We start from the raw sequence: 22,181 nt of genomic DNA, 5'->3' as shown, positions 1-22,181 counted from the left end.
TCACGCTTCATTCAGCAGAGGGGAAAAGTATGTTACGAACAGCTTCAATGCTTCCCCTCTTGTTGGTACTGTTTTCCTTTAACGCGACAAGCACACCACTCACTTGGCTAGATAGAACCTTCGTCGAAACGGCCTTTTATAACGTTGCGCTTCAACACGAATATTCCCAAGGCAACAAACCGCTCGCCAAATGGAAACAACCGATCAAGATTTGGATCGATCACCGCGTCGGTGATGAGGAACTGCACCAAGAGCTCACAGAGCTTCATATCCAACACCTATCTGAAGTCACTCAACACCCGATAACAATCGTCAGTAAAGAGTCCGAAGCGAACATTAAATGGATATACACGAGGCAGAGCCAGTGGATATCTGAGGCGAAATCGGTGCTCAAGCTCAAATCAACTCAGCATTTAAATAGCGCCAACTGTACGGCAAGTTATCAAACCAATTCTAAAGGTGAGATTGTTTACGCTGGGATTGTAATTCCCGTTGATCAGGCAAGATCGCAAGGTAAGTTAGTCGCATGTATCGTAGAAGAGATCACACAAGCTCTAGGCCTGCCGAATGATTCAGATAAAGCCTACCCTTCTATTTTCAATGACCATACACCAGAAGACTTGATATCTCCCTTAGATGTGGTGCTACTGCAACTACTGTATGAACCAGAATTGAAAGCTGGAATGACACAGTCTGAAGTAAAACCTATCGTTCGAAAGATACTCAAGAGGTACAGCAAAACAGGTGTGCTTCAACAAGCTTCTAAAGCAGCGCAGCAAGCACCCTTGTATCAGTTGATTGGGTATTGAGAAAATACGTTGGAAACAGCTTAGATGGGATAATAGGATGATAGCGCTGCCTAAGAAAGGCAACGCTGACTTACGATGTTACAGTATTACGAAAGAACTAGCGCTTAGCAGCCTGCTTTTTCAATTCGAAGTCGAACTCATCCGGAAACAAGATAACGCCTTCTTCTTGCTCGTTCGGGAATACTACAACAGCAAGCTCGTCGTCTTCTAGACCATTCGTCCAGCGACTGTGCCATTTGTTTAGCGAAATAGACTCAGCTTTACACTCAGACCAATCACCCGTTGCCCATGACTCTGCGAACTCTTGGTTTGGCCATACTGGAACACAGTCTTCATCTTCTGTGTTCAGCATTACACAACCGTGTTCATCGGTTAAGATCCATACTTCACGGTTTGCTACGATTTCTTTCACACAGTATTTCAGGCGTTGCTCGCCCGTATACTTGTTGATTTCAGCGATTTTTTTATCGTCTAGCTGTGTAGTCATCTTAATTTCCTACTTTAGTCAGTAACTTTGCTCTCAAAGCTATTCTATGCCGAGTGCTTTTAACTTCAAACATTATCGATGAAGAAGAAAATCTACTTCAAAGAAAAACGCCTGCTAAGGTAGCAGGCGTTTATTATTAAGTGACTTGATTAAACAAGCTCACCTTGCAGCCAAGGCCAGCCTTGCTTCTTACGGCTTAGTGTATTTTCCATCATCAATACGCCGTCTTTCTCGTGCTTCACCAATTTCTCAGCCCACTCACCTTTGGAAAGAAGGCGAGTTTGCGCAGTAGTGATGTCAGTTAGCATTACCGCAGCAAATGCTAGACCATCTTTCTCACAACGCTCTTCAAGATCAGCTTCTAGCGCTTCGATCATGCCGTCTACTTGCTCAAGAGTCGCAAGTTCAACTTGACCAACAACAACATCACGACCGTTGAATGGGTAGCCTTTAAGGTCTTTTTCTACTAGCTGTGCAGCAGATAGGCCTTCAATGTTTGTTTTAGCGATTAGAAGTGCTTTGATGAAAGCATCAACGTCTGTTACGCCAGCGATTTCAGCAAGCTCAGCAACAGCGTCTTTGTCTTTTTGAGTACATGTTGGAGAAGCAAAACCAACTGTGTCTGAAAGAATTGCAGACATCATTAGTTTAGCGATTTGTTGAGAGATAGCGTGGCCTTCAATCTTGAACATGTTGAAAAGTACAGTGTTTGTACAACCAACAGGCCAGATCCAAGCTTCCATTGGGTTTACTGTCATCACGTCGCCTAGACGGTGGTGATCGACAATACCTACGATCTCTGCTTCAGCAACATCATCTGGTGCTTGTGCTAGATCTGAGTAGTCTACTAGCCAGATTTTCTCACCAGCAACAGAAGTACGAAGTTCTGGCATTTCAGCACCAGCAACTTCAAGAATGTGTTGAGTTTCGCGGTTGATCTCGCCTTGGCGAATTGGTGTCGCTTCCTCGCCACGAGCTTTAAGAAGCTCAGTTGCAACTAACGCACTACAAATACTGTCACTATCAGGGTTTTTGTGACCAACAACTAAAATCATGTTTCTTCCTATTACACTAACAATTATGACTCTACCTTTAGAGCCTCTCTTTATTACCCATACTTTACCTCATTTTTTTAGATTGGTCATGTTTCGTAGGTTTAGCCAATAGTAACAATAGATAAAAAACAACAAATGCAATTGATAATTATTATCATTCATATATATTTATCTTAAGCCACTAATTTTGAGTAACACCTATGGATCGACTAATCTCTTTTTTACCAAGCAGTAGCGCTGCGAAAACAACTCAGTTTTCACTGTCATTTAAACGGCTACTATTACCTATCTCGCTTGCAGCCTTGGTTGCGGCTCCTGCTACGCGAGAACTGACGGTCACTACTTTATCTGACGCCTTCTGGGCAGTGTCATGCTATGTGGCTTTAACCTTGGCGATTTACCACTGGTTAAGCCTGTACATCAACAAAGATAACGTCTTCAATAAGCTCGTCCATCAATCTCGTTCCAACCAAGTGGTATTCGCGGCTCTCATGGGGGCGTTGCCCGGCTGTGGCGGTGCGATAGTGGTGACCACACAATTTATCTCGGGAAAACTCGGATTTGGTGCGGTAGTTGCTGTACTTGTCTCCACCATGGGTGACGCTGCGTTCTTACTAATAGCGAGCGAGCCGAAGACAGGTTTAGCCATGATGGCGATGGGCGTGATAGTGGGTACTGCGTCAGGCCGAATTATTAACTTATTTCACGCAGACGACTTCTTACGCCCGAAACAAGCAGAAAAAAATGAAGCCACCAACAGCTGTGCTTCTCAATCTCAAGACAAAGAATCGGTCTCTAAAAAAGCGATAAACCTGCAAGGTTACCTTTGGTCTGTACTGATTATTCCTGGTGCTGCTGTTGCCCTGCTCGGCTCTTTTCAAGTGGATGTAAACGAGTTACTCGCGTTGCCTGAAATGTCGATGGAATGGGCGGGGACAATTTTGTTAATAAGCTCGATGTTTCTTTGGGGGCTTACTCGCGAGATTGAAGACTACAAATCAGCGGTAAGTGAGGACGAGAAATGTCTGGGCTCTCACCCACTTCAAAAAACCGCACAAGATACGAACTTTGTTACGGCTTGGGTGGTGGTTGCCTTTCTGTTTTTCGAATTTGGTTCTGTGATAGCAAATGTTGATTTTGCGACGCTATTCTCAAGCTGGGGCATTATGCTCCCCCTGGCAGGGGTCCTGATGGGCTTGCTACCGGGCTGTGGACCACAATTATTGGTGACTAGCCTTTACCTTTCAGGTGCGCTTCCACTTTCTGCTCAGGTAGGTAACGCCATTTCAAATGATGGTGATGCGCTATTCCCTGCCATTGCGATGGCACCTAAAGCTGCGCTAGTCGCGACCTTGTACTCTAGCGTACCTGCTTTAATCTGTGCGTACGGATATTGGTTTATGTTCGAAATTTAACTCAAGCTGATTCAATTCCATAGGTCTCTATTAGGTCGATACTTTGTATCGGCCTTTTTGATTTTGGTTGGTTATTTCCTCCTTCCCTCAATAACGCTTCTTACAAGAGTGCTATAAGCTGGTAGTTGATTCTCTGACATTAGTACCTCTTAAATGCCTCTCTAGAGGTGCTACATACATTCTTTATCATACCCCCCCCCTATATAGCCAAAATACAAAAAGCCCCTGTAAGAGTGCTTACAAGGGCTTTAATTCAAGCTCTAATCTTGGTTCTTAGGTACAAGACTTAAGAAACTTCGATTGGTCCACCGAATGAAGTTACTGGAGGCAGTTTGCCTTGGAACTTCTCGAAGTCTACCAAACATGTGTTTGCTGACGTTGCTTGAGCAAGTTCAGACGTACCGATGTCTTGAGTCAGTGTGTTTGGATCGCCGTATGTATCTAGCGCTCCCACTTTCTCGTTGATCGGACCGTACCAAGCACCTTCTTCGATACGTACAACACCAGGAGCGTAGCTGTCCATTAGAACAGCACCTGCTAGTAGTTGACCACGGTCGTTGAACACACGTACTACGTCACCGTCTTTGATGCCTTTCTTCTTAGCATCTGTTGGGTTGATGTAGATTGGCTCACGGCCTTGTACCGCGTAAGTCGCACGCCACTCTTCAGATTCACACATCTGAGAGTGCAGACGCTTGTCTGGGTGGCAAGATTGTAGCCAGTACGGGTGTTTCTCAGAGCCTGGACCACCATGTGAACGTTCAGATTTCTCGAACCACATTGGGTGTTCTTGACAGTGCTCGTAACCCATGTTGCCAACAGTACGGCTTGTGATTTCGATGAAACCAGAAGGTGTACCTAGTGCGTTGATCTCTGGATCTTCACGGAATGAAGCGTGACGAGTCCATGGCTTACCTTTACCGAAGTCTAGGAAACCTTTCTCCCAGAACTCAGCAAACTCAGGCATTTCGAAGCTGCCTTCATTTGAAGCGCGACATTCTTCGTACAGTGATTTAACCCACTGCATTTCGTCCATACCACGCGTGTAATCGTCGTAACGACCCCAACGCTTAGTCAGGCTAGACATGATCTCGAAGTCAGTCTTAGACTGGAACAGAGGATCCACTAGCTTGTGCATCGCGATCAAACCACGACCAGAGTATGCGCCGTAACCATCAATATCGTTACGTTCCCACTGAGTACATGCAGGAAGCACGATGTCAGAGTGACGACAAGTTGCAGTCCAAGCAAAATCAACAGCCACTACAGTTTGTAGGCTCTTGAATGCTTTACGCATCTTGTTGCGATCTTGGTGGTGGTGCCACGGGTTGTTACCACTGAATACCATCATCTTGATATCAGGTAGTGTTACCGTTGAGCCATTCGCTTTGATCTTCTTACCAGGCTCTAGCAAGCTATCAACCCAACGGGCAACTGGGATTACGCGGCTGTAGCCGTTGTAATCTGTGTTGGTGTACTTAGGTGATTGACCTTGGTCGATGTTCAGCGGGAAAGAACCCGGAGCAGCGAAGCCAGTTGAAGATACACCGATACCAGAGTAGTGGTGACCGTAAGAGATACCACCGCCCGGTAGACCAATTTGACCAACCATTGCTGCGATAACTGCACACATCCAGTAAGGCTGTTCACCGTGCTCTTGACGTTGGATACTCCAACCAACAAGAATCTGCGTACGACCGTTAACCAGCATCTTAGCGAAGTCACGGATAGAGTCCGCGCTTGCGCCACAGATAGCAGAAGCCCACTCAGGTGTCTTCTCAACTTTATCTTTCGTTTCACCTTGAACGTACTTGATGAAGTCTTCAAAACCTAGACAGTAAGTTTCGATGAACTTCTTGTCGTATAGGCCTTCGTTGTAAAGCACGTGAGCAACACCAAGCATGAACGCCACATCAGTTTGTGGGTTGATGTACATTTGCTCGTTTTCTAGGTAACGACCTGTTTTGTTTTTAACAGGGTCAACAGAAACAACGTTGATCTCTTTCTTAGCAACTTTTTCTTTCAGCTGTTCTAGGTATGCGAACGACTCGTGAGTCTCACATGTCCAACCTACTTGCAGGTTTTTAACTGGATCGTTACCCCAAAGAACAATGTTGTCACTGTTTTCTAGGATAAGTTCCCAAGATGTACCTTGTGCGTAAACTTCAGTAGAACCTAGCACGTAAGGCATGATCGTTTGACCAGCACCTGTTGAGTAGTCACCGATTTTCTTCACAGAGTAACCGTGAAGTGCCATTGCACGTTGCATGTGGTTAGTACAGCTGTGGAACTGACCCGTTTGTCTCCAACCAGTTTGACCTGTGTGAAGCGCCCATGGACCGTAATCTTTCTGTACGCGCTCTAGTTCGCGGTAAACAAGGTCTAGTGCCTCATCCCAAGTCACACGAATAAAACGGTTGTTACCACGCGTGTCTGCGCTGTATTTATGCTTCTTCAACCAATCTAGGCGAACCATTGGGTAACGCACACGTGATGGGCTGTAGATAATACCTTTAATACCTTTCAACATCTCAGTAGGGTGTTGATCGATTTCTAAAGGTTTAATTTCTTGTACTTTACCCGCATAAACACGAGCTCGGAATGCACCCCAGTGAGAACCAGAGACTTTCCACGCACCGTCTGTTTCTGCTGCAGACGCTGATGCCGACGCCAATAAGCTTGGACCGATAACCGATGCCGCACTTGTAGTAGCGACACCTTTCAGAAAACTTCTTCTTGTAATTGCCATTGTGTTACTCCAATTGACGTCTTATTAGTGATGGCCTTCAGAAAAATCTGATGAGTGCTTCTGTAGATACTTAAGAACAAGTGCTTCTGTATCTGTATCGAAGTTAACGAATGCAATCATACCATCTAGCATGCCTACCCAACCGTTAGCGCTGAAGTGAGCTTCATCTGGCTGTGAGTGACACGTTGAACAGTTAGATTGGTACGCTTGACCCGCTGCGTTCCAGATTGGATCGAAGTTATCAACCATAGACTCTTTCTTCATCCAAAGTGCTAGGTTAACTTCTTCCCATGGAAGGCCAGTAAGCTCATCTTCTTTCTTCTCACCAACAGTGATAACGTCACTTTGAGAGACTTCTTTCGTTAAGATTGCAGTCGAGATGTTCATACCGAAGTCTTCTTGGATTACACGTCCGAAGCCTTTCGCTTTACGCCAACCGTCGATTTGAATCTTGATCATGTCGCCTTTTTCGTCGATAACCGCAACTTTACTTGCAGGGCTTAATAGACCGGCTTCAACTGTTGCTGTTTCATCTGTGTACATTGGTAGGTGACGAATAGAGATCACGTCAGAACCATTTGCGTAAGATGTGCTGCTTGCTACATTTTCTAGCTCGCCAACAATGCCGCTTGCTGATGCCATATCCATTGGAAGGTTGTGAGCAATACCTTTATGACAGTCAACACAACTTTGATCACGTTCTGCTGCATTCTTCATCTGGATACGCGCTGTTGGACGCATGTTCTCGAAGTCCATTGAATCGTAGTTGTGACAGTTTTTACACTCTAGAGATTTGTTCGAAGAGAAACGATCCCATTCGTGTTTAGCCAGTTCGATACGACGAGCTTCGAATTTCTCAGGTGTATCTAGGTCACCAAATACTTGAGCGAATACTTCTTTAGATGCTTGCATCTTACGAGCGATTTTTGCTGTCCATTCATGTGGAACGTGACAGTCAGGACAAGTAGCACGTACACCAGAAGTGTTTTTCCAGTGAACCGTTTCTTGTAGTTCTACGTATACGTTGTCACGCATGGTGTGACAGCTTACACAGAATTCTTCTGTATTTGTGTGCTCTAGAGCTGTGTTAAAACCGCCCCAGAAAATAACACCGGCGATAAAGCCACCCATAGTTAGTACACCAAGACTGATGTGTACCGCTGGGCGAGTCATTGTGCGCCATAATTTAACTAAAAATGATTTCATGTTTAGCTCTCTTAAATATTGATTTTAAAAAATGTTGTTACTAGAGGGCATTACATGCCGCCGTGAGCACCAGGAGGTCCGAATACAAACACTTGCAGTGCCCAAACTAGGAAGCCGTAGCCGCCTACAAAAGCCACACTTAATATTGGAAAGAGAACCACCGCAATGAAGAGGAAAGACTTCCACTCCAACGAGCGTTTTTCGCCAGTTTCAATTTTATTAACATCACTCATACATTTTGCCTATTTTGTATTTAGTAATTTCGAGTAACCCATTCTATGGGGCTAAAGTTCTTAAGTATCTAACAACAAATTTTAGACCATACACAAAGTAGGGTTCAATCAAATCTCCCGTTATAACCCTTGCTAATCAATACTTTTTTGAGGTCATCCAAACTTGTTTTTAGTTAAACAAAGTTATTAAAAAGTATTAACAAATGTGAAGAATTAAGTATATTTCACAATTGTTAAATTCCAACACTTACACAACCATACTGTAACTAATTTTAACGTTTTACCTACTAAGTAGTAGCCAAAAAAGCCTCAAACAACCAATATTTTGTGGTTTGTTTGTTAAATTATTGAATGTTTTTTGAAGCAACAGTTGAGAAGCTGAAATGCATCATTTGGCACTTTCAGATATGATGGGGACCTACTGAAAAGGAAGCATTATGCAAGACGTTATTGATATATCTTGGTGGCAGTTATTGTTCTTCAGCTCACTTCTCTTGCTACCCATTACCATCAACCACAAATTAAAACTCGGCCTTGGCAAAGAGGCTTCTGTTAGCATAATTCGTATGGTTATTCAGCTATTCCTGGTTGGACTTTACCTAGAGTACTTGTTCACGTTGAATAGTTTGTGGGTCAATTTGCTGTGGTTATTTGCGATGATTATCGTCGGAGCAAGCTCGATTGTTGAAAAATCTAGGCTGCCAAGAAACCTACTTTTGGCTCCTGTCGCCGTTAGCCTCGCGGTAACTTGTGTACCTATTGTCTTGTTCATCTGCTTTTTCATCATTAAACCGACACCGGTTTTTAACGCGCAATACCTTATCCCGATCGCAGGGATGTTATTAGGTAATAGCTTAAGCAGTAATATAGTGGCATTGCAGAACCTGTTTGGTGCTTTTGAAACGCAGAAATCAGAATATGAAGCGGCAATCGCGTTAGGAGCCTCACCAAGCTATGCAGCTGCGCCTTTTGTACGTAATGCAATACAGAAAGCGATGTCTCCGATTATGGCTTCTATGGCTACGACAGGCTTAGTGACACTACCAGGAATGATGACAGGACAGATCTTAGGAGGAGCTTCACCGATGATCGCGATTAAGTATCAATTGATGATCATGTTGGCTATTTTCGTGATGATGAGTTGCTCTTTGGCACTTGCTCTGCACCTTTCATTGAAGAATTGCTTGACGAAAGAAGGACGAGTTCTCGCTAAAATACAGCCTTCGAAATAACCCCCCCACTCCCTTAAGGTCTGGTTACTCACTGAATTTGAGACAGGTTATCCACAGAAATTGTGGATAACCAAATCAATATAGATCCTTTTTTGTCCATTTCTATCCAAAGAACGATCATTACCGTTGATCCTTCGGTGTTTTCAAAGACATATACACATACGCTAAGTAATACTATTGAGCGTTCACATGATAATTTAAGAAATGATTAAGTAGGTTTTCCACAAATAAAAAACGGCCTGCAATGCAGACCGTCTTGTAAATGTCATAAGTCAGTTCAGTGTTTCCAATGAACTTTAGCTCATCTCGTCAGCTGAGTTAGTTAGGTACGCCAACTTTGTTGATAGAGCCACCTTGATTAGTCACGCAGATAGATCAACCAGTACCACATGCCAACAAAGATACCGCCGCCAATGATGTTTCCGATGGTAACGGGCAGCAAATTGTTCATTAAAAAGTCCATCATGTTCAGATCAACATAGTCCGCAGGGTTAGCGCCTGTCATTGTCCAGAATTCAGCTGGAGCAAATGTTTTGATGCCGATAGCTAAAGGGACTTGAAACATATTCGCAATACAGTGCTCGAAACCAGCCGATACGAACATCGCAACAGGTAAAATCATTACAGCGATTTTGTCGGTTAGTGTACGTCCACTAAACGTCATCCATACCGCGATACAAACCAATACATTACACATGATACCGAGCGCGATAGCTTGGATAAAATCATGGTGCATCTTGTGTTGGGAAATCGCCATTGCATTTAAACCAACCTGGCCATGGTCAAACATGTACTGTTTGGTCAGAAGCATACATGCCACCAGCAACAATGCGCCAATCAAGTTACCTACATAAACCGTAGCCCAGTTCTTGACGAGCGTGCGCCAAGTAATTTTGCCACTTGCGCGAGCAACCAGAGTCAGCACCGAACTGGTAAATAACTCACCACCGGTAACAACAACGAGAATTAAGCCCAAGCTAAATGCAAGGCCACCTAATAGGCGAGTAATACCCCAAGGCAAATCACCAGCACCGGTCGTTACGATGGTGTAGAACACAAACGCAATACCGATATGTATGCCAGCGGAAATCGCCAGGAGAAAAGATTTGATTGGATCTTTGGTTGCTTTACCTACGCCAATATCTGCAGCGCGCTCAGCCATTTGTGGCGGTAATAATGAGTCAAATTGGTTTAGATTCATGATGATTTACATTTTGAAACATGTCGTCGGGAGCGCGATAATCCTCTCTTTCATTTCTGAATTCAAGAGCTATTTTAGGCTCAAAATGCCTCTCACAGCCTTGTTGAAAGCAAATAGTCCGAGTTATTCCAAATTCATACGACTTTAGTAGTAAAAAGAAAACTCTGCTGAATGATTAGTTATCAGCATAGAAAATAACACACCTATAAATATCAACAAGTTACGTTAAAACCAAAAGAATAACGTACACTATAACGACTCACTGGGTGCTTTTATTTGTAGATTTTGACATAGATCAACAGAACGCAAAAAAGCGCCCTTAGGCGCTTTTAACTCAATCACAAATAAAGAAATTAGTGATGCTAAACCGAAGGTTCAATCACTTCTTCTGATGATTGTTCTAGGGTTGCATCCTCAAAATTAGATTCAATAGTCGGGGACATCACATCAGAGTCACTTTCGTTGGCAACTTTGTTACCTAAGCTTTTCAAACTATCGACTAACTCTTCTAAGCTTTTTATGTGAGCATCACTCTTCGTAATCTGCTCACCTAGCAACTCACTGTGCTTGATCGCTTCAGACAATTGCTGCGCTTGCTTCTGGTTTTCAGACTCCAGTAGGGCCAATTGCTCAGTTAAAGTTTCAATTTCTGACTTTAATAGCCCTGTCATGTCGGAGCTTTTTAACGCTTTAACACTCGCTACAATCTTCTGAGATTGCTGACGAAGCACAACGTCACGGTAATCTTCATCATTGACGACTTGTGAAATACTCAGTAGCTGGTTCTCTGCATTCAAAACCGACTGTTCGAACTTGTCGCCTTTTACACTCGCGAGCACTTTGACTTCATGAGCGACACTGCGCACGTGGTTCAATTCAAACTCTGCAGCGTGAACCGCGTCTTCAATGATCGACTTTTCACGAGGGCTGGCTTTCACTTGGCTTTCGGCCAACGCAATTTGAGATGTCGCCTTCGCAAAGGTCAGCGGAGCAACATCATCAAAATCTTCATCTTCCAAGAACTCTAATTCGTTCTTCAAAGGTTCGATGTATTTCTTATGAGCCACTTTAACTTCGAGTAAGCGAGCATTGTTAAGAAATTCCACCTGCGCTTCTTGAGCGTCTTCAAGCTCATCGACCAGCACGTACTCGAACAACTCGCTGTATTCTGAATACAAACGTTTATAGCTCGAGGTAAACATGGTATCTGCGCCAAGAAACTTCAGGTAATCCATTTGGACAATCGAATCAGCGAGTACTCGGTCAGCCTTCTTCTTTAACACTAAGATCGAGTCATAATTTGATTTGATCAACGCTATTTTTTCATCAAAGGCTTCAGCGTAAGTCAGGCTCGAAAAAATGGAGTAGCTCTTGGTTATCCGAGTTTCGTTTTTCAGTAAGTCCGCATAAATGCTTTCAGCATCATCCCATGCGTCTAATAGTTCATTGTAATTCTCTGGTGCATAGAGAGACAATTGAGCATGGTCTTCAAGCTTAACTTCCCATTCGGAGTAAACGCTTTGGACAGACTGAAATGAACGGACCTCTATTGTAGATTCATTATTGTTGTTTGTGGTTTGGTTCGCGTCTGTCTGCTCTGAGGGTGTGCTTTGACAACCTGAGATAGCAAATAGCATACTGATCGTTAATGCTACTTTGTTCGCTCTCACTTATGCATATCCTTTTTATACAATATTCGCTCAATGCAAATTATTTCTAGTCACAATATATTACAACCACTTAGCAATAAACATCATTGATGATTTAAGTGGGTGCAAATCACCCAATATAACCAAAATAAACCCATCGCTCGATGATTAATCAATCAATTTGGTATCACTTATCAATTCTCTTTATTTGCTATTGCCTGAGCCGAGAATGCGCACTAAGGTGAAGGTAGAGAACGTTATGAATATATAGGTTAATTATGAAGTACAACGCTGAACATATTGCTGATTTAAACCTCCTTCTTCAATTTGATGTAAGTAGTGCTGCTACTGGAATTAAAGTTCATCAAGAGGCTGCTCAAGAAACTCAAGACGCTGTTAAGCGCCTATTCGAAAAAAACCTTTGTACTCAGCCAGACGGCGGTTACCTAACAGATGAAGGTATTGAGATGGCAGAGCGTGCAGACAAGCTGCTTCGCGTACTTAAATAAAGCTCTATTGTACTAGCAAAAACTCCACTCGCTTCGGCCGTGGAGTTTTTTCATTTTTGGGCAAAGCTTTGTTAGGCTTATTGTAAATTCGTCATTTGCAGTTGTGAGGAACACATGGCTTCTATATTTATTGTCGGTGCAGGATGGGTAGGTGCACCTTTATCTGAACATTTAGAAAAACATGGTAACCGAGTGGTGGTCACGAAAACGACCCAAGCGGGAGCAAACACCATTGGTAGCGAACGAATCCCATGTGAAATGTTTAGTTTTGATTCATCCGAGCCACAGCAGACTATCGGGCGACTCTATTCACTGTTACTAGAAAACAACACTGAGATTGTGATTGGTAGCTTCCCCCCTGGCTTTAGAAAAGGAGCAGGACAAGAGTATGCCGACTATTGGCAACAACTCGCCAATGCATGTCAAAAGGCCAACATTAAGAAACTCATTATGGTCAGTTCAACCACGGTATACCCAACCAAACCGGGTGTGTTGAACGAACTGGATGCATCGCTAGCCCTTTCGACATCAGATAACGAGCACGCGTCTTTATTTTCCGATAACGCACGAATCATGCTGCAAGCTGAACAGTCAGTGATTGATTCCGGTATCGACTACACCATTCTTCGTTTTAGTGGGTTAATAGGCCCAAGCCGTCACCCATCAAGGTTTGCCAGTAAACTAAAAAAAGTCAGCACTCAAGCTCCAGCCAATATGCTGCATCTTGATGACGCGATTGGTGCTGTCGATTTCGCTATCAGTCAACTGCACAACGAAGTAGTTAACGTGACAACACCAAACACAGTAAGTAAGGCTGAGTTTTATGCCGCAGCACTGAAAAGCGCCAACAGCAGTGAGCCTCTACCCGCTGTTGTTGATACCCCAGACAAACTGATCTCTTCGAAGAAGATTCTCGACTTAGGTTATTCATTTAAATTCGAATCCACACTGGACGCACTTCATGACTGAACAATCTATAGCTAACAAAGATCCCAACATAAAACTGCATCGCTCAGTCGACACTCTTTGGAACTTTATGTCTATGGGTCACAAGGTTACGCCTTCAGACTGTATCTTTGTGTTGTGCAGTAATGATACTCGTGTCGCTGAGTACGCAGCAGATCTGTATAACCAAAAGGTCGCGCCTTACATTGTTTTTTCTGGTGGTGTAGGACGCTTTACGGAAGGAAGCTTTGAACGCTCAGAAGCAGAAACATTCGCTTCTATCGCACGAGATTGTGGTGTGCCTGACTCTGACATTATCATAGAGAAACACGCGACAAATACTGGGGAAAATGTACGATTCACTCATAAATTGCTGACAGAGCAAGGGTTATCGCCGAAGAGGCTAACCTTAGTTCAGAAGCCCTTTATGGAGAAACGTACCTACGCCACCTTCAGCAAACAGTGGCCTGAAGAAACGACAGAAGTCACGGTGACTTCAAAATGGCAGGATTGGGTTGATTACTTTAATGAAGAGTTGCCGTTAGACATGGTGTTAGGTGCGTTGATTGCTGATTACGAGCGAATCAAATCCTACCCAGAGAAAGGCTTTCAGATTGAGATGCCCATCCCCGACGACGTTGACCACGCCTATCAAGCATTGAAGAAGCTCGGATTCGAATAAGCAAAAGTTAGACTTTGAACAAAGTAAATGCTCGGCTGGGAATAAAACAAAAGCTCGGCTTGGAAGAAAACAAAACACAGGCTCAATAAACAAAAACGGTGACACTTGGTCACCGTTTTTCGTTTTTGCTAGCTGAACTATAAATCGACTTATTTACCTAACGCTTCTTTGTAGTGCAGACGGCAAACAGAAACGTATTTGTCGTTACCACCAATAGCCACTTGGTCGCCTTCAGCAATCGCCACGCCGTGCTCATCGGTACGAATTACCATGTTCGCTTTACGGCCACAGTGACAAATTGTTTTAAGCTCAACGAGTTTATCTGCCCAAGACAATAAGTAACGGCTACCTTCAAACAGTTCACCCAAGAAATCGGTACGTAAGCCGTAACAAAGTACAGGGATGTGCAGTTTATCAACCACTTCTGTTAATTGGTACACCTGCTCCTTCGATAAAAATTGGCACTCATCGATCAAAACACAATGACGCTTTTCTTCCTCATTAAGTTTTTTGATCGCATCAAACATGTTGGTGTCATTTTTAAACAGCTGAGCTTCAGATTGCAGACCAATTCGTGAGCTCACTTTACCGATACCATAACGGTCGTCCAACGCTGCCGTAAAGATCACTGGCGTCATGCCACGTTCTTGGTAGTTGAATGAAGATTGAAGAAGCGTTGTTGATTTACCCGCATTCATTGCCGAGTAATAAAAATACATCTGAGCCACAGAAATATTCCTGTTAATTAAAAGTTGAAGATAGAAAGGTGAAAATAGAGAATTCGTGCTAGAAAAAAGGGCTGAAAATCAGCCCTTTTTATAAGATTTACTTACGACGCCAAGTCGTACCTTCTGGGCCATCTTCCAGAACAATACCCAACTCGTTTAGCTTGTCACGTGCAAGATCGGCGTTTGCCCAATCCTTTGAAGCACGAGAGTCGTTACGCAGTTTGATCAACGCTTCGATTTCAGCCACTTCATCGTCGTTACCTGCCGCACCACCTTGTAGGAAGGCTTCTGGCTCTTGGTGAAGAATACCGATGATGTCTGCTAGTTCACGCATCAATGCACCAAGTCCACTCGCTTTTTCGATGCTTTCTGGCTTGATACGGTTGATTTCACGAGCCATTTCAAACAGTACTGAATAAGCTTCAGGAGTGTTGAAGTCGTCGTTCATCGCTGTAGAGAATCGAGTTACGTACTCTTCGCCACCAGCAGGAGCAGCAGTAAGGTCTAGGCCACGAAGTGACGTGTATAGACGCTCTAGTGATGCGCGAGCTTGGTTTAGGTTATCTTCGCTGTAGTTTAGCTGGCTACGGTAGTGACCAGACATTAGGAAGTAACGTACCGTTTCAGCATCGTAATGCGCTAGCACGTCACGAATAGTGAAGAAGTTACCCAGTGATTTAGACATCTTCTCTTTGTCTACCATCACCATACCGCTGTGCATCCAAGTATTTACATACTGAGTGCCGTGAGCGCAGCAAGACTGTGCGATTTCATTCTCGTGGTGAGGGAACTGTAGATCTGAACCACCACCGTGGATATCGAAGTGGTTACCAAGAATAGACGAGTTCATTGCTGAACATTCGATGTGCCAACCTGGACGACCCGGGCCCCATGGCGATTCCCATGTAGGTTCACCTGGCTTAGACATCTTCCAAAGAACGAAGTCTAATGGGCTACGTTTTGCAGATTCAACATCAACGCGAGCACCCGCTTGAAGCTGATCAAGGTCTTGCTTAGAAAGCTTGCCGTATTCGTCGAATTTCTTTACTTCGAACATCACGTCGCCGTTGCTTGCAACATAAGCGAAACCACGTTCAATCAGCTTTTCAACAAGCTCGATGATTTCAGTGATGTATTCTGTCGCACGTGGCTCAACATCTGGACGCTTCATGTTCAATGCATCAAAGTCTGCGTGCATTTCACCGATTAAACGCTCAGTCAGAGAGTCACAAGACTCACCGTTTTCGTTAGCACGCTTGATGATTTTGTCATCGATATCTGTGATGTTACGAACGAAGTTCAAATCGTAACCAAGGTAACGAAGGTAGCGAGTTACTACGTCGAATGAAACGAACGTACGACCATGACCAATATGACAGAGATCGTATATGGTTACCCCACAGACATACATACCGACTTTGCCAGCTGTAATTGGTTTGAATTCCTCTTTCTGTCTTGTGAGCGTGTTATATATCTTCAGCATGATCTCTATCTATTTTATGGATTAATCAAAAATAAGCTCGCAGTATAACAAGTCATACCTTAATAGGTAATACCTTTCACCACCAAATCGGCTAAACTCCTTGTTATCTATTGACGATTTCGTATTTTGAAACTCAATCAAACTAGGCTAGAATCGCTTTTCATATTAAAAAGACAGTAAGGTAACAATCATGATCATCCTTCACACAAATTTTGGTGACATCAAAGTTCAACTAAACGAAGAAAAAGCACCAGAAACAAGCGCAAACTTTCTACAGTATTGCCGTGACGGTTTCTACGACAACACACTATTCCACCGTGTTATCGATGGTTTCATGATTCAAGGCGGCGGCATGACTTCTGGCCTTAAAGAAAAAGCGACTCGTGCAACGATCAAGAACGAAGCGAACAACGGTCTTGCGAACAAAGTTGGTACGCTAGCAATGGCTCGTACTATGGAACCGCATTCAGCGAGCTCTCAGTTCTTCATCAACGTTAACGACAACTCTTTCCTAAACTTCCGTAGCGAAAGCCTAGACGGTTGGGGCTACTGTGTATTCGCAGAAGTTGTTGAAGGCATGGACATCGTAAACAAGATTAAAGGTGTTAGCACTGGTTCTATGGGTATGCACCAAGACGTACCTCTAGAAGAAGTGATCATCACTGGTACTACAATCGAAGCTTAATTCATCGCTTTCGGTTAGTATTGATGAGCCGATAAATCAGGATATAGGGAGCGAATCGCTCCCTTTTTTTAGACCTATGAAAACATATTTTATATCAGATCTTCACCTTACTCCGTCACGACAAGACATCACGGACTGCTTCCTAACCTTCATGAAAAATGAAGCGGTAGAAGCCGATGCGCTCTACGTGTTAGGCGACCTTTTCGAATTCTGGATTGGTGACGACGACAAGAGTGAATTCGCGACTTCTATTCGCCAAGCGTTTATCGATTTGGTGAAAACAGGCGTACCTTGTTACTTCACTCAAGGGAACCGTGATTTCCTTGTCGGTAAAAAATTTGCCAAGCAAACGGGCGTACAACTTCTCGACGAAGTATCGACAATCGATATCTACGGGCAAAAAGCAGTGGTGTTGCATGGGGATACGCTATGTACTGAAGACGTAAAGTACCTCGCCTTCCGCGAAAAAGTGCATCAGCCATGGTTACAATGGGTCTTCAATCGAATTCCATTTTTCATCAAGAAGAAAATTGTTTCGAAGGTTCAATCTGATATCAAAGATGACAAGCAGACCAAGTCTCTCGACATCATGGATGTGACACAGCAAGAAGTTGAAGATGTGATGGAACGAAACAATGTCACTCTGATGATCCACGGTCATACTCACCGTCCAGACATCCACACATTCAGTGCCAACAATTGCACTAAAACCCGTATCGTACTTGGCGATTGGTATACGCAAGGTTCCGTGCTGGTGTTCACGCCGCAAAGTTTTGAACTACAGAATCGAGCGTTTAGCAATAGCTTTTAACGTCACTCTTAAACTTTCAGTTTGATTATTATTGTCGGTCAGACTTTCTTAGAAAGTGTATGGTAATTTCTACTGAATTAGCTATTATCTCTCTACCAGAAATAAACCGAACACAGTACCAAGTTGAAATATTCATACGTAGCGCGTCAACCAATACTCGATACAGGCAAGAAAACCATAGGTTACGAGTTGCTATTCAGGGACGGTCCTAAGAACACTTTCCCTGAAGTAGAGCCGGAGCTCGCTACTAGCCGTTTGCTTTCCGATCACTTCTTATCAACTCACTATAATACGTTGGGTGATAAGCTTGGGTTCGTAAACTTCCCTTACGCAAGCCTAATCAACTTAGTCCCTACTCTGTTCCCCAAAGAAAGCCTCGTTGTAGAGGTTCTTGAAGACTGCGAACCAACAGACGAATTACTTGAAGCAATCAAAACAATCTATGACGCGGGTTACACGATCGCGTTAGACGATTTTGTGCCAAGTAAAGCTTGGAAACGCTTCTTACCCTTCGTTTCGATTATCAAGTTTGACATCCGTTTGACTCCAATTGCCAAAGCGGCGATGTTTATGAACTCTCTCAAAGGACTAGATATCACGTTCCTTGCCGAAAAAGTAGAGACATACGAAGAATACCAAGAAGCGAAGAAAGCGGGCTTTACCTACTTTCAAGGTTACTTTTTTAGCAAACCAGAGATGATCCAAACCCGTGCGCTCAACCCTGCATTTCTGACTACCGTTCAGCTGTTAAAAGAGATTGCACACGACCCTATCGATTTTGGTGAAGTAGAGCGTTTAATTACGCTTGATGTGACCATGTCGTATAAGCTGCTTACGTACGTAAACTCCGCAGGAGGATCAGCAACGACAATTCGTTCATTCCGCCAAGCGCTTATTTACCTAGGTGAACAGAAGCTACGTAAGTTCGTTTCACTAGTGGCTATCGCATCCGCGAAAGAAGATAAGCCCGACTCTCTTTATGGTTTAGCGGTAATACGCGCACGTCAGTGTGAACTCTTAGTCGAAAAGATGAATGTTAAGGTTGAACCTGGACAAGCCTTTTTGACCGGTATGTTCTCTCTATTGGACTCACTCTTTGACCAACCATTGAAACAAGTACTCGATTCAGTGCCGATAGACGTAGAGATCAAACAAGCCTTAATTCAACGTAAAGGCGTGTTAGGTGCTGTATTGGCGATGGTAGTTGCGTATGAACAAGCTCGTTGGGACGAAGCGACTCGTATTCGCCAGCTTCTCAAACTGAGTGAAGCTCAACTTGGTCAAGCTTATGACGAAGCGACGACTTGGGCCCAAGAGCTATTGGCTCCAGCCCTGAAATAGCATACTTCGTACTATAGCTTTAATAGAAACTAAGCTTTGGTGAGCGATTGTTTCTTGGTAAACTCCCACGCATTCATTTATGGCCTCTTAATAGAGGCCATTTTTACAGGATCTGACTATGTCTTTATGCCCATGCGGTAGCAACAATACTTACCAACAGTGCTGTGAATCAGCGCACCTTAACCACAGTGTTGTTGAAACACCAGAGCAATTAATGCGCTCTCGTTATTCCGCGCACGTGTTGGGTTTGGTTGACTATGTTGTTGCGACTTACCACCCTAGCTGCAATGCAGAAGCACAAAGAGAAGGCATTGCCGAATCTATCGACAGTGACTGGGCAGGTTTAGAAGTCATCGATACCGCGACAGGCTCGCACCAAGACGAAGGCTTTGTTGAATTTAAAGCTTACTTCAATGAAGACGGCGCGCAGTACTGTATGCAAGAGCGCTCGCGTTTCGTTCGTGAAAACGGCCTATGGTTTTATCTCGACGGTGAGTTTCCAGAGCAAAGCCAACCAGAACCAGAAATCGATCCTCGCTTAAACCAAACGGTTGAAAGCTTCAAGATCGGCCGTAATGACCCGTGCATTTGTGGTAGTGGGAAGAAGTACAAGAAGTGCTGCGGGTAACTCGCACAACTAGGAAGTCAGATTAATAGAAGAGATTCCTGATGTCGCTTAGGCTCCTCGGAATGACGAGGCCTAAAAGTGAAGATATATACTCAGGAGTTGAACGCTAAAAAGCCCGTAAACGACAACGTTTACGGGGCTTTATCTATCTGTTATGTGGTTTGATTAATCCAAAGAGAGCTTACTTATGGCGCTCTTTTAATTTGTTCACCACATCGTTCATCGATAAGCCTTGGTCTTGAAGAAGAACCATTAGGTGGTAAATCAAATCCGCAGATTCACACACTAATTCCGCCTTATCGCCCGACGTCGCCGCAAGCGCGACTTCAACGCCTTCTTCGCCCACTTTTTGCGAAATACGCTTGGTGCCACGGGCATATAGACTGGCAGTATAAGAAGACTCAGGGTCTGCGTCCTTGCGGGCAGCCAGTAGCTGCTCAAGCTGATGAAGCCACACCATCTGAGACTCTTCTTGCTTGTCTCCATCCCAACACGTTGTTGTACCGGTGTGGCAGGTTGGGCCGATGGGATTAACTTTAACCAGTAAGGTGTCACTGTCACAGTCCAAGGCGATGTTTTGCAGTTGCAATACGTTGCCCGACGTTTCACCTTTCGTCCAAAGGCGCTCTTTGGTGCGAGAGAAAAACGTCACATTGCCAGTTTCACCTGTTTTCTCAAGTGCTGCAGGGTTCATGTATCCCATCATTAGCACTTGGCTCGATTGGTAATCTTGAACAATAGCTGGCACTAAGCCATCGACTTTTTCCCAGTTAATACGCTCTGATAATGCGCCTACTTCTGTTTTTGATAAGCTTGCGGTTTCAAAACTCATAGTCGCACCTCTACATCTTGTTGTTTTAAATACTGTTTAAGTTCACCAATATTGATGACTTGCTTGTGGAATACCGAAGCTGCTAACGCTCCATCCACGTTGGTCTTCTTATAGGCTTCAGCAAAGTGTTCCATTGCACCCGCTCCACCAGAGGCAATCAACGGCACATTACACACTTCACGCACCATGTTTAACTGATCGATGTCATAGCCGTTACGAACGCCATCTTGGTTCATCATGTTTAACACAATCTCACCTGCGCCACGTTTCTGTACTTCCTGCACCCAATCTTTGGTTTCCCATTTGGTTGCTTTAGTACGCGCCTCATCGCCAGTGAATTGGTAAACCTGATATTTACCGGTTTCTTTATCGAAGTATGAATCGATACCGACAACGATACACTGCACGCCAAACTTATCAGCAAGGTCAGTGATCAGTTGCGGATTAACCAATGCCGGTGAGTTAATAGACACTTTATCCGCACCAAACTCAAGAATGCGCGCTGCATCTTCTGCTGATTTAATACCACCAGCCACACAGAAAGGAATATCGATCACTTCTGCTACGCGTTTTACCCAGCTCTTATCAACCACGCGGCCGTCACTTGATGCGGTGATGTCATAAAATACGAGCTCATCGGCGCCCTCTTCTGCATAGCGTTGTGCTAGCGGAACGATGTCACCAATAATTTCGTGGTTACGGAACTGAACGCCCTTAACCACTTGCCCATCACGGACATCCAAACAAGGGATTATTCGCTTTGCCAACATGCAAATGCCTCCTCTGCGGTAAACTTGCCATCAAGTAGCGCGCGACCCACAATCACACCAGCAACACCGCTGCCTTTTAGAGCTTCGATATCAGCTAGGCTGCCAATGCCGCCCGATGATTGGAATTGAACCTGTGGGTACTGTTTACAAAGGTCAACGTAAAGCTCGACGTTTGATCCTTCTAGCGTGCCATCACGTGAAATGTCAGTACATAGAACGTGTTTAAGACCCACTGTTAGGTAGTCTTCAATCAGCGATTCAATGGTCACGCCTGAATCTTCTTGCCAACCTGAAATCGCGACTTTACGTGTGCCACTTTCGTCAATGTTGATGTCCAGAGCCAACACGATTTTTTCCGCGCCGTACTTCTCCATCCAACCTTTCACCAACTCAGGTTGCTTAACTGCTGTAGAACCAACCACAACGCGCTGTGCACCCGCTTCTAGCAGATCAACGACATCTTGTTCGTTACGTACACCACCACCAATCTGGATGTTGGCAGGCGTGCTAGCAAGTAGCTTAGCGATCAAGTCTAACTGACGAGCGGTTGTGTCTTTTGCGCCGGTTAAATCAACGAGGTGAAGCCAACCTGCACCAGCTTGGTGGTACAGATTAAACTGCTCTGCTGGGTCTACTTTGTATTCTGTTACTTGCCCGTAATCACCTTGGAATAAGCGAACTACTTGGCCTTCAATTAAATCTAATGCGGGAATAATCATTTACATTCCTTA

22 protein-coding genes are annotated in these 22,181 nt (G+C 44.1%); 10 read left to right on the top strand and 12 right to left on the bottom strand.

Going from position 1 to position 22,181, the window contains the following annotated elements; all coding sequences use genetic code 11:
• Positions 1-29 precede the first annotated feature (29 nt).
• A complete protein-coding gene (locus ATB74_RS14245; RefSeq protein WP_061018962.1) occupies positions 30-809 on the top strand; it encodes a DUF2927 domain-containing protein in 780 nt (259 codons plus the stop codon).
• A gap of 97 nt (positions 810-906) precedes the next feature.
• Here the strand turns inward: ATB74_RS14245 and ATB74_RS14240 are convergent, their stop codons facing one another.
• The gene (locus ATB74_RS14240) at positions 907-1,296 is read right to left on the bottom strand and encodes a DUF2750 domain-containing protein (RefSeq protein WP_004734596.1); all 390 of its coding nucleotides are present in this window, start codon (positions 1,294-1,296) and stop codon (positions 907-909) included.
• A 149-nt stretch (positions 1,297-1,445) separates the two neighbouring features.
• Positions 1,446-2,351, bottom strand: coding sequence for a manganese-dependent inorganic pyrophosphatase (locus tag ATB74_RS14235; protein ID WP_061018961.1), 906 nt, complete (start codon positions 2,349-2,351; stop codon positions 1,446-1,448).
• A gap of 200 nt (positions 2,352-2,551) precedes the next feature.
• On the opposite strand from ATB74_RS14235, the gene ATB74_RS14230 reads away from it, so the two are divergent.
• Positions 2,552-3,766, top strand: a complete 1,215-nt coding sequence (locus ATB74_RS14230; protein WP_060982815.1) for a putative manganese transporter — start codon at positions 2,552-2,554, stop codon at positions 3,764-3,766.
• A 286-nt stretch (positions 3,767-4,052) separates the two neighbouring features.
• Here ATB74_RS14230 and torA read toward each other — a convergent pair whose 3' ends face one another.
• Genes torA through torE form a run of 3 tightly spaced genes read right to left on the bottom strand, consistent with a single transcriptional unit; the run spans position 4,053 to position 7,954 of the window.
• Positions 4,053-6,515 (bottom strand): trimethylamine-N-oxide reductase TorA, encoded by a 2,463-nt coding sequence (gene torA / locus ATB74_RS14225; protein WP_061018960.1) that lies wholly within the window; start codon positions 6,513-6,515, stop codon positions 4,053-4,055.
• 24 nt (positions 6,516-6,539) lie between these two features.
• Positions 6,540-7,721 carry a pentaheme c-type cytochrome TorC gene (torC, locus tag ATB74_RS14220; protein WP_009848788.1) on the bottom strand — a complete coding sequence of 394 codons (1,182 nt, stop codon included), beginning with the start codon at positions 7,719-7,721 and terminating at the stop codon, positions 6,540-6,542.
• A 50-nt stretch (positions 7,722-7,771) separates the two neighbouring features.
• Complete coding sequence (gene torE, locus ATB74_RS14215; protein WP_008222628.1) at positions 7,772-7,954, bottom strand: trimethylamine N-oxide reductase system protein TorE; 183 nt, start codon at positions 7,952-7,954, stop codon at positions 7,772-7,774.
• Positions 7,955-8,391: 437 nt separating this feature from the next.
• On the opposite strand from torE, the gene ATB74_RS14210 reads away from it, so the two are divergent.
• Complete coding sequence (locus tag ATB74_RS14210; protein WP_061018959.1) at positions 8,392-9,186, top strand: ABC transporter permease; 795 nt, start codon at positions 8,392-8,394, stop codon at positions 9,184-9,186.
• Between the two features lie 358 nt (positions 9,187-9,544).
• Here ATB74_RS14210 and focA read toward each other — a convergent pair whose 3' ends face one another.
• Positions 9,545-10,387, bottom strand: coding sequence for a formate transporter FocA (gene focA, locus ATB74_RS14205; RefSeq protein ID WP_048614492.1), 843 nt, complete (start codon positions 10,385-10,387; stop codon positions 9,545-9,547).
• Positions 10,388-10,749: 362 nt separating this feature from the next.
• Positions 10,750-12,057 carry a hypothetical protein gene (locus ATB74_RS14200; RefSeq protein ID WP_061018958.1) on the bottom strand — a complete coding sequence of 436 codons (1,308 nt, stop codon included), beginning with the start codon at positions 12,055-12,057 and terminating at the stop codon, positions 10,750-10,752.
• A gap of 257 nt (positions 12,058-12,314) precedes the next feature.
• Between ATB74_RS14200 and ATB74_RS14195 the strand changes: the two genes are divergently transcribed.
• The 3 genes from ATB74_RS14195 (at position 12,315) to ATB74_RS14185 (ending at position 14,172) form a co-directional block, all read left to right on the top strand.
• A complete protein-coding gene (locus ATB74_RS14195) occupies positions 12,315-12,545 on the top strand; it encodes a TIGR02647 family protein (protein WP_017630468.1) in 231 nt (76 codons plus the stop codon).
• Between the two features lie 114 nt (positions 12,546-12,659).
• Positions 12,660-13,514 carry an NAD(P)H-binding protein gene (locus tag ATB74_RS14190; RefSeq protein ID WP_061018957.1) on the top strand — a complete coding sequence of 285 codons (855 nt, stop codon included), beginning with the start codon at positions 12,660-12,662 and terminating at the stop codon, positions 13,512-13,514.
• Entirely contained in the window at positions 13,507-14,172 is a 666-nt protein-coding gene (locus tag ATB74_RS14185; RefSeq protein WP_060982822.1) for a YdcF family protein, read from the top strand. The genes ATB74_RS14190 and ATB74_RS14185 overlap by 8 nt, the downstream gene beginning before the upstream one ends.
• A 149-nt stretch (positions 14,173-14,321) precedes the next feature.
• Here ATB74_RS14185 and ATB74_RS14180 read toward each other — a convergent pair whose 3' ends face one another.
• Both ATB74_RS14180 and cysS read right to left on the bottom strand, forming a co-directional pair.
• Positions 14,322-14,900, bottom strand: a complete 579-nt coding sequence (locus tag ATB74_RS14180; protein WP_017060277.1) for a thymidine kinase — start codon at positions 14,898-14,900, stop codon at positions 14,322-14,324.
• A 97-nt stretch (positions 14,901-14,997) separates the two neighbouring features.
• Positions 14,998-16,383: a cysteine--tRNA ligase gene (cysS, locus tag ATB74_RS14175; RefSeq protein ID WP_061018956.1), complete on the bottom strand. Its 1,386-nt coding sequence runs from the start codon at positions 16,381-16,383 to the stop codon at positions 14,998-15,000.
• Between the two features lie 190 nt (positions 16,384-16,573).
• On the opposite strand from cysS, the gene ATB74_RS14170 reads away from it, so the two are divergent.
• The 4 genes from ATB74_RS14170 (at position 16,574) to ATB74_RS14155 (ending at position 19,848) form a co-directional block, all read left to right on the top strand.
• The gene (locus ATB74_RS14170) at positions 16,574-17,068 is read left to right on the top strand and encodes a peptidylprolyl isomerase (protein ID WP_017060275.1); all 495 of its coding nucleotides are present in this window, start codon (positions 16,574-16,576) and stop codon (positions 17,066-17,068) included.
• Positions 17,069-17,144: 76 nt separating this feature from the next.
• Positions 17,145-17,879, top strand: a complete 735-nt coding sequence (gene lpxH, locus ATB74_RS14165) for a UDP-2,3-diacylglucosamine diphosphatase (RefSeq protein ID WP_060982823.1) — start codon at positions 17,145-17,147, stop codon at positions 17,877-17,879.
• Positions 17,880-18,002: 123 nt separating this feature from the next.
• Positions 18,003-19,220 carry an EAL and HDOD domain-containing protein gene (locus ATB74_RS14160; RefSeq protein WP_061018955.1) on the top strand — a complete coding sequence of 406 codons (1,218 nt, stop codon included), beginning with the start codon at positions 18,003-18,005 and terminating at the stop codon, positions 19,218-19,220.
• 118 nt (positions 19,221-19,338) lie between these two features.
• Positions 19,339-19,848: a YchJ family protein gene (locus ATB74_RS14155; protein ID WP_060982825.1), complete on the top strand. Its 510-nt coding sequence runs from the start codon at positions 19,339-19,341 to the stop codon at positions 19,846-19,848.
• Between the two features lie 181 nt (positions 19,849-20,029).
• Here the strand turns inward: ATB74_RS14155 and hisIE are convergent, their stop codons facing one another.
• From hisIE to hisA, 3 genes are read right to left on the bottom strand one after another with little or no spacing between them, the layout of a single operon-like run.
• Positions 20,030-20,680, bottom strand: coding sequence for a bifunctional phosphoribosyl-AMP cyclohydrolase/phosphoribosyl-ATP diphosphatase HisIE (hisIE, locus tag ATB74_RS14150; protein WP_009848800.1), 651 nt, complete (start codon positions 20,678-20,680; stop codon positions 20,030-20,032).
• The gene (gene hisF, locus ATB74_RS14145) at positions 20,677-21,450 is read right to left on the bottom strand and encodes an imidazole glycerol phosphate synthase subunit HisF (RefSeq protein WP_060982826.1); all 774 of its coding nucleotides are present in this window, start codon (positions 21,448-21,450) and stop codon (positions 20,677-20,679) included. The genes hisIE and hisF overlap by 4 nt, the downstream gene beginning before the upstream one ends.
• The gene (gene hisA, locus ATB74_RS14140; RefSeq protein ID WP_060982827.1) at positions 21,432-22,169 is read right to left on the bottom strand and encodes a 1-(5-phosphoribosyl)-5-[(5-phosphoribosylamino)methylideneamino]imidazole-4-carboxamide isomerase; all 738 of its coding nucleotides are present in this window, start codon (positions 22,167-22,169) and stop codon (positions 21,432-21,434) included. Before hisA ends, hisF begins: the two co-directional genes overlap by 19 nt.
• Between the last annotated feature and the right edge of the window lie 12 nt (positions 22,170-22,181).

The sequence above is a fragment of the Vibrio splendidus genome (assembly GCF_001557875.1).
In the GTDB taxonomy this organism is placed as follows: domain Bacteria; phylum Pseudomonadota; class Gammaproteobacteria; order Enterobacterales; family Vibrionaceae; genus Vibrio; species Vibrio splendidus_F.
Note: the sequence above shows the minus strand (reverse complement) of the source record. Positions and strands in the feature narration are given on the sequence as shown.

What these genes read in the sequence shown, in the direction of transcription:
- ATB74_RS14245 (WP_061018962.1), top strand. Translation starts at nt 30, where the DNA reads ATGTTACGAACAGCTTCAATGCTTCCCCTCTTGTTGGTACTGTTTTCC.
- ATB74_RS14240 (WP_004734596.1), bottom strand. Translation starts at nt 1,296, where the DNA reads ATGACTACACAGCTAGACGATAAAAAAATCGCTGAAATCAACAAGTAT.
- ATB74_RS14235 (WP_061018961.1), bottom strand. Translation starts at nt 2,351, where the DNA reads ATGATTTTAGTTGTTGGTCACAAAAACCCTGATAGTGACAGTATTTGT.
- ATB74_RS14230 (WP_060982815.1), top strand. Translation starts at nt 2,552, where the DNA reads ATGGATCGACTAATCTCTTTTTTACCAAGCAGTAGCGCTGCGAAAACA.
- torA (WP_061018960.1), bottom strand. Translation starts at nt 6,515, where the DNA reads ATGGCAATTACAAGAAGAAGTTTTCTGAAAGGTGTCGCTACTACAAGT.
- torC (WP_009848788.1), bottom strand. Translation starts at nt 7,721, where the DNA reads ATGAAATCATTTTTAGTTAAATTATGGCGCACAATGACTCGCCCAGCG.
- torE (WP_008222628.1), bottom strand. Translation starts at nt 7,954, where the DNA reads ATGAGTGATGTTAATAAAATTGAAACTGGCGAAAAACGCTCGTTGGAG.
- ATB74_RS14210 (WP_061018959.1), top strand. Translation starts at nt 8,392, where the DNA reads ATGCAAGACGTTATTGATATATCTTGGTGGCAGTTATTGTTCTTCAGC.
- focA (WP_048614492.1), bottom strand. Translation starts at nt 10,387, where the DNA reads ATGAATCTAAACCAATTTGACTCATTATTACCGCCACAAATGGCTGAG.
- ATB74_RS14195 (WP_017630468.1), top strand. Translation starts at nt 12,315, where the DNA reads ATGAAGTACAACGCTGAACATATTGCTGATTTAAACCTCCTTCTTCAA.
- ATB74_RS14190 (WP_061018957.1), top strand. Translation starts at nt 12,660, where the DNA reads ATGGCTTCTATATTTATTGTCGGTGCAGGATGGGTAGGTGCACCTTTA.
- ATB74_RS14185 (WP_060982822.1), top strand. Translation starts at nt 13,507, where the DNA reads ATGACTGAACAATCTATAGCTAACAAAGATCCCAACATAAAACTGCAT.
- cysS (WP_061018956.1), bottom strand. Translation starts at nt 16,383, where the DNA reads ATGCTGAAGATATATAACACGCTCACAAGACAGAAAGAGGAATTCAAA.
- ATB74_RS14170 (WP_017060275.1), top strand. Translation starts at nt 16,574, where the DNA reads ATGATCATCCTTCACACAAATTTTGGTGACATCAAAGTTCAACTAAAC.
- lpxH (WP_060982823.1), top strand. Translation starts at nt 17,145, where the DNA reads ATGAAAACATATTTTATATCAGATCTTCACCTTACTCCGTCACGACAA.
- ATB74_RS14155 (WP_060982825.1), top strand. Translation starts at nt 19,339, where the DNA reads ATGTCTTTATGCCCATGCGGTAGCAACAATACTTACCAACAGTGCTGT.
- hisIE (WP_009848800.1), bottom strand. Translation starts at nt 20,680, where the DNA reads ATGAGTTTTGAAACCGCAAGCTTATCAAAAACAGAAGTAGGCGCATTA.
- hisF (WP_060982826.1), bottom strand. Translation starts at nt 21,450, where the DNA reads ATGTTGGCAAAGCGAATAATCCCTTGTTTGGATGTCCGTGATGGGCAA.
- hisA (WP_060982827.1), bottom strand. Translation starts at nt 22,169, where the DNA reads ATGATTATTCCCGCATTAGATTTAATTGAAGGCCAAGTAGTTCGCTTA.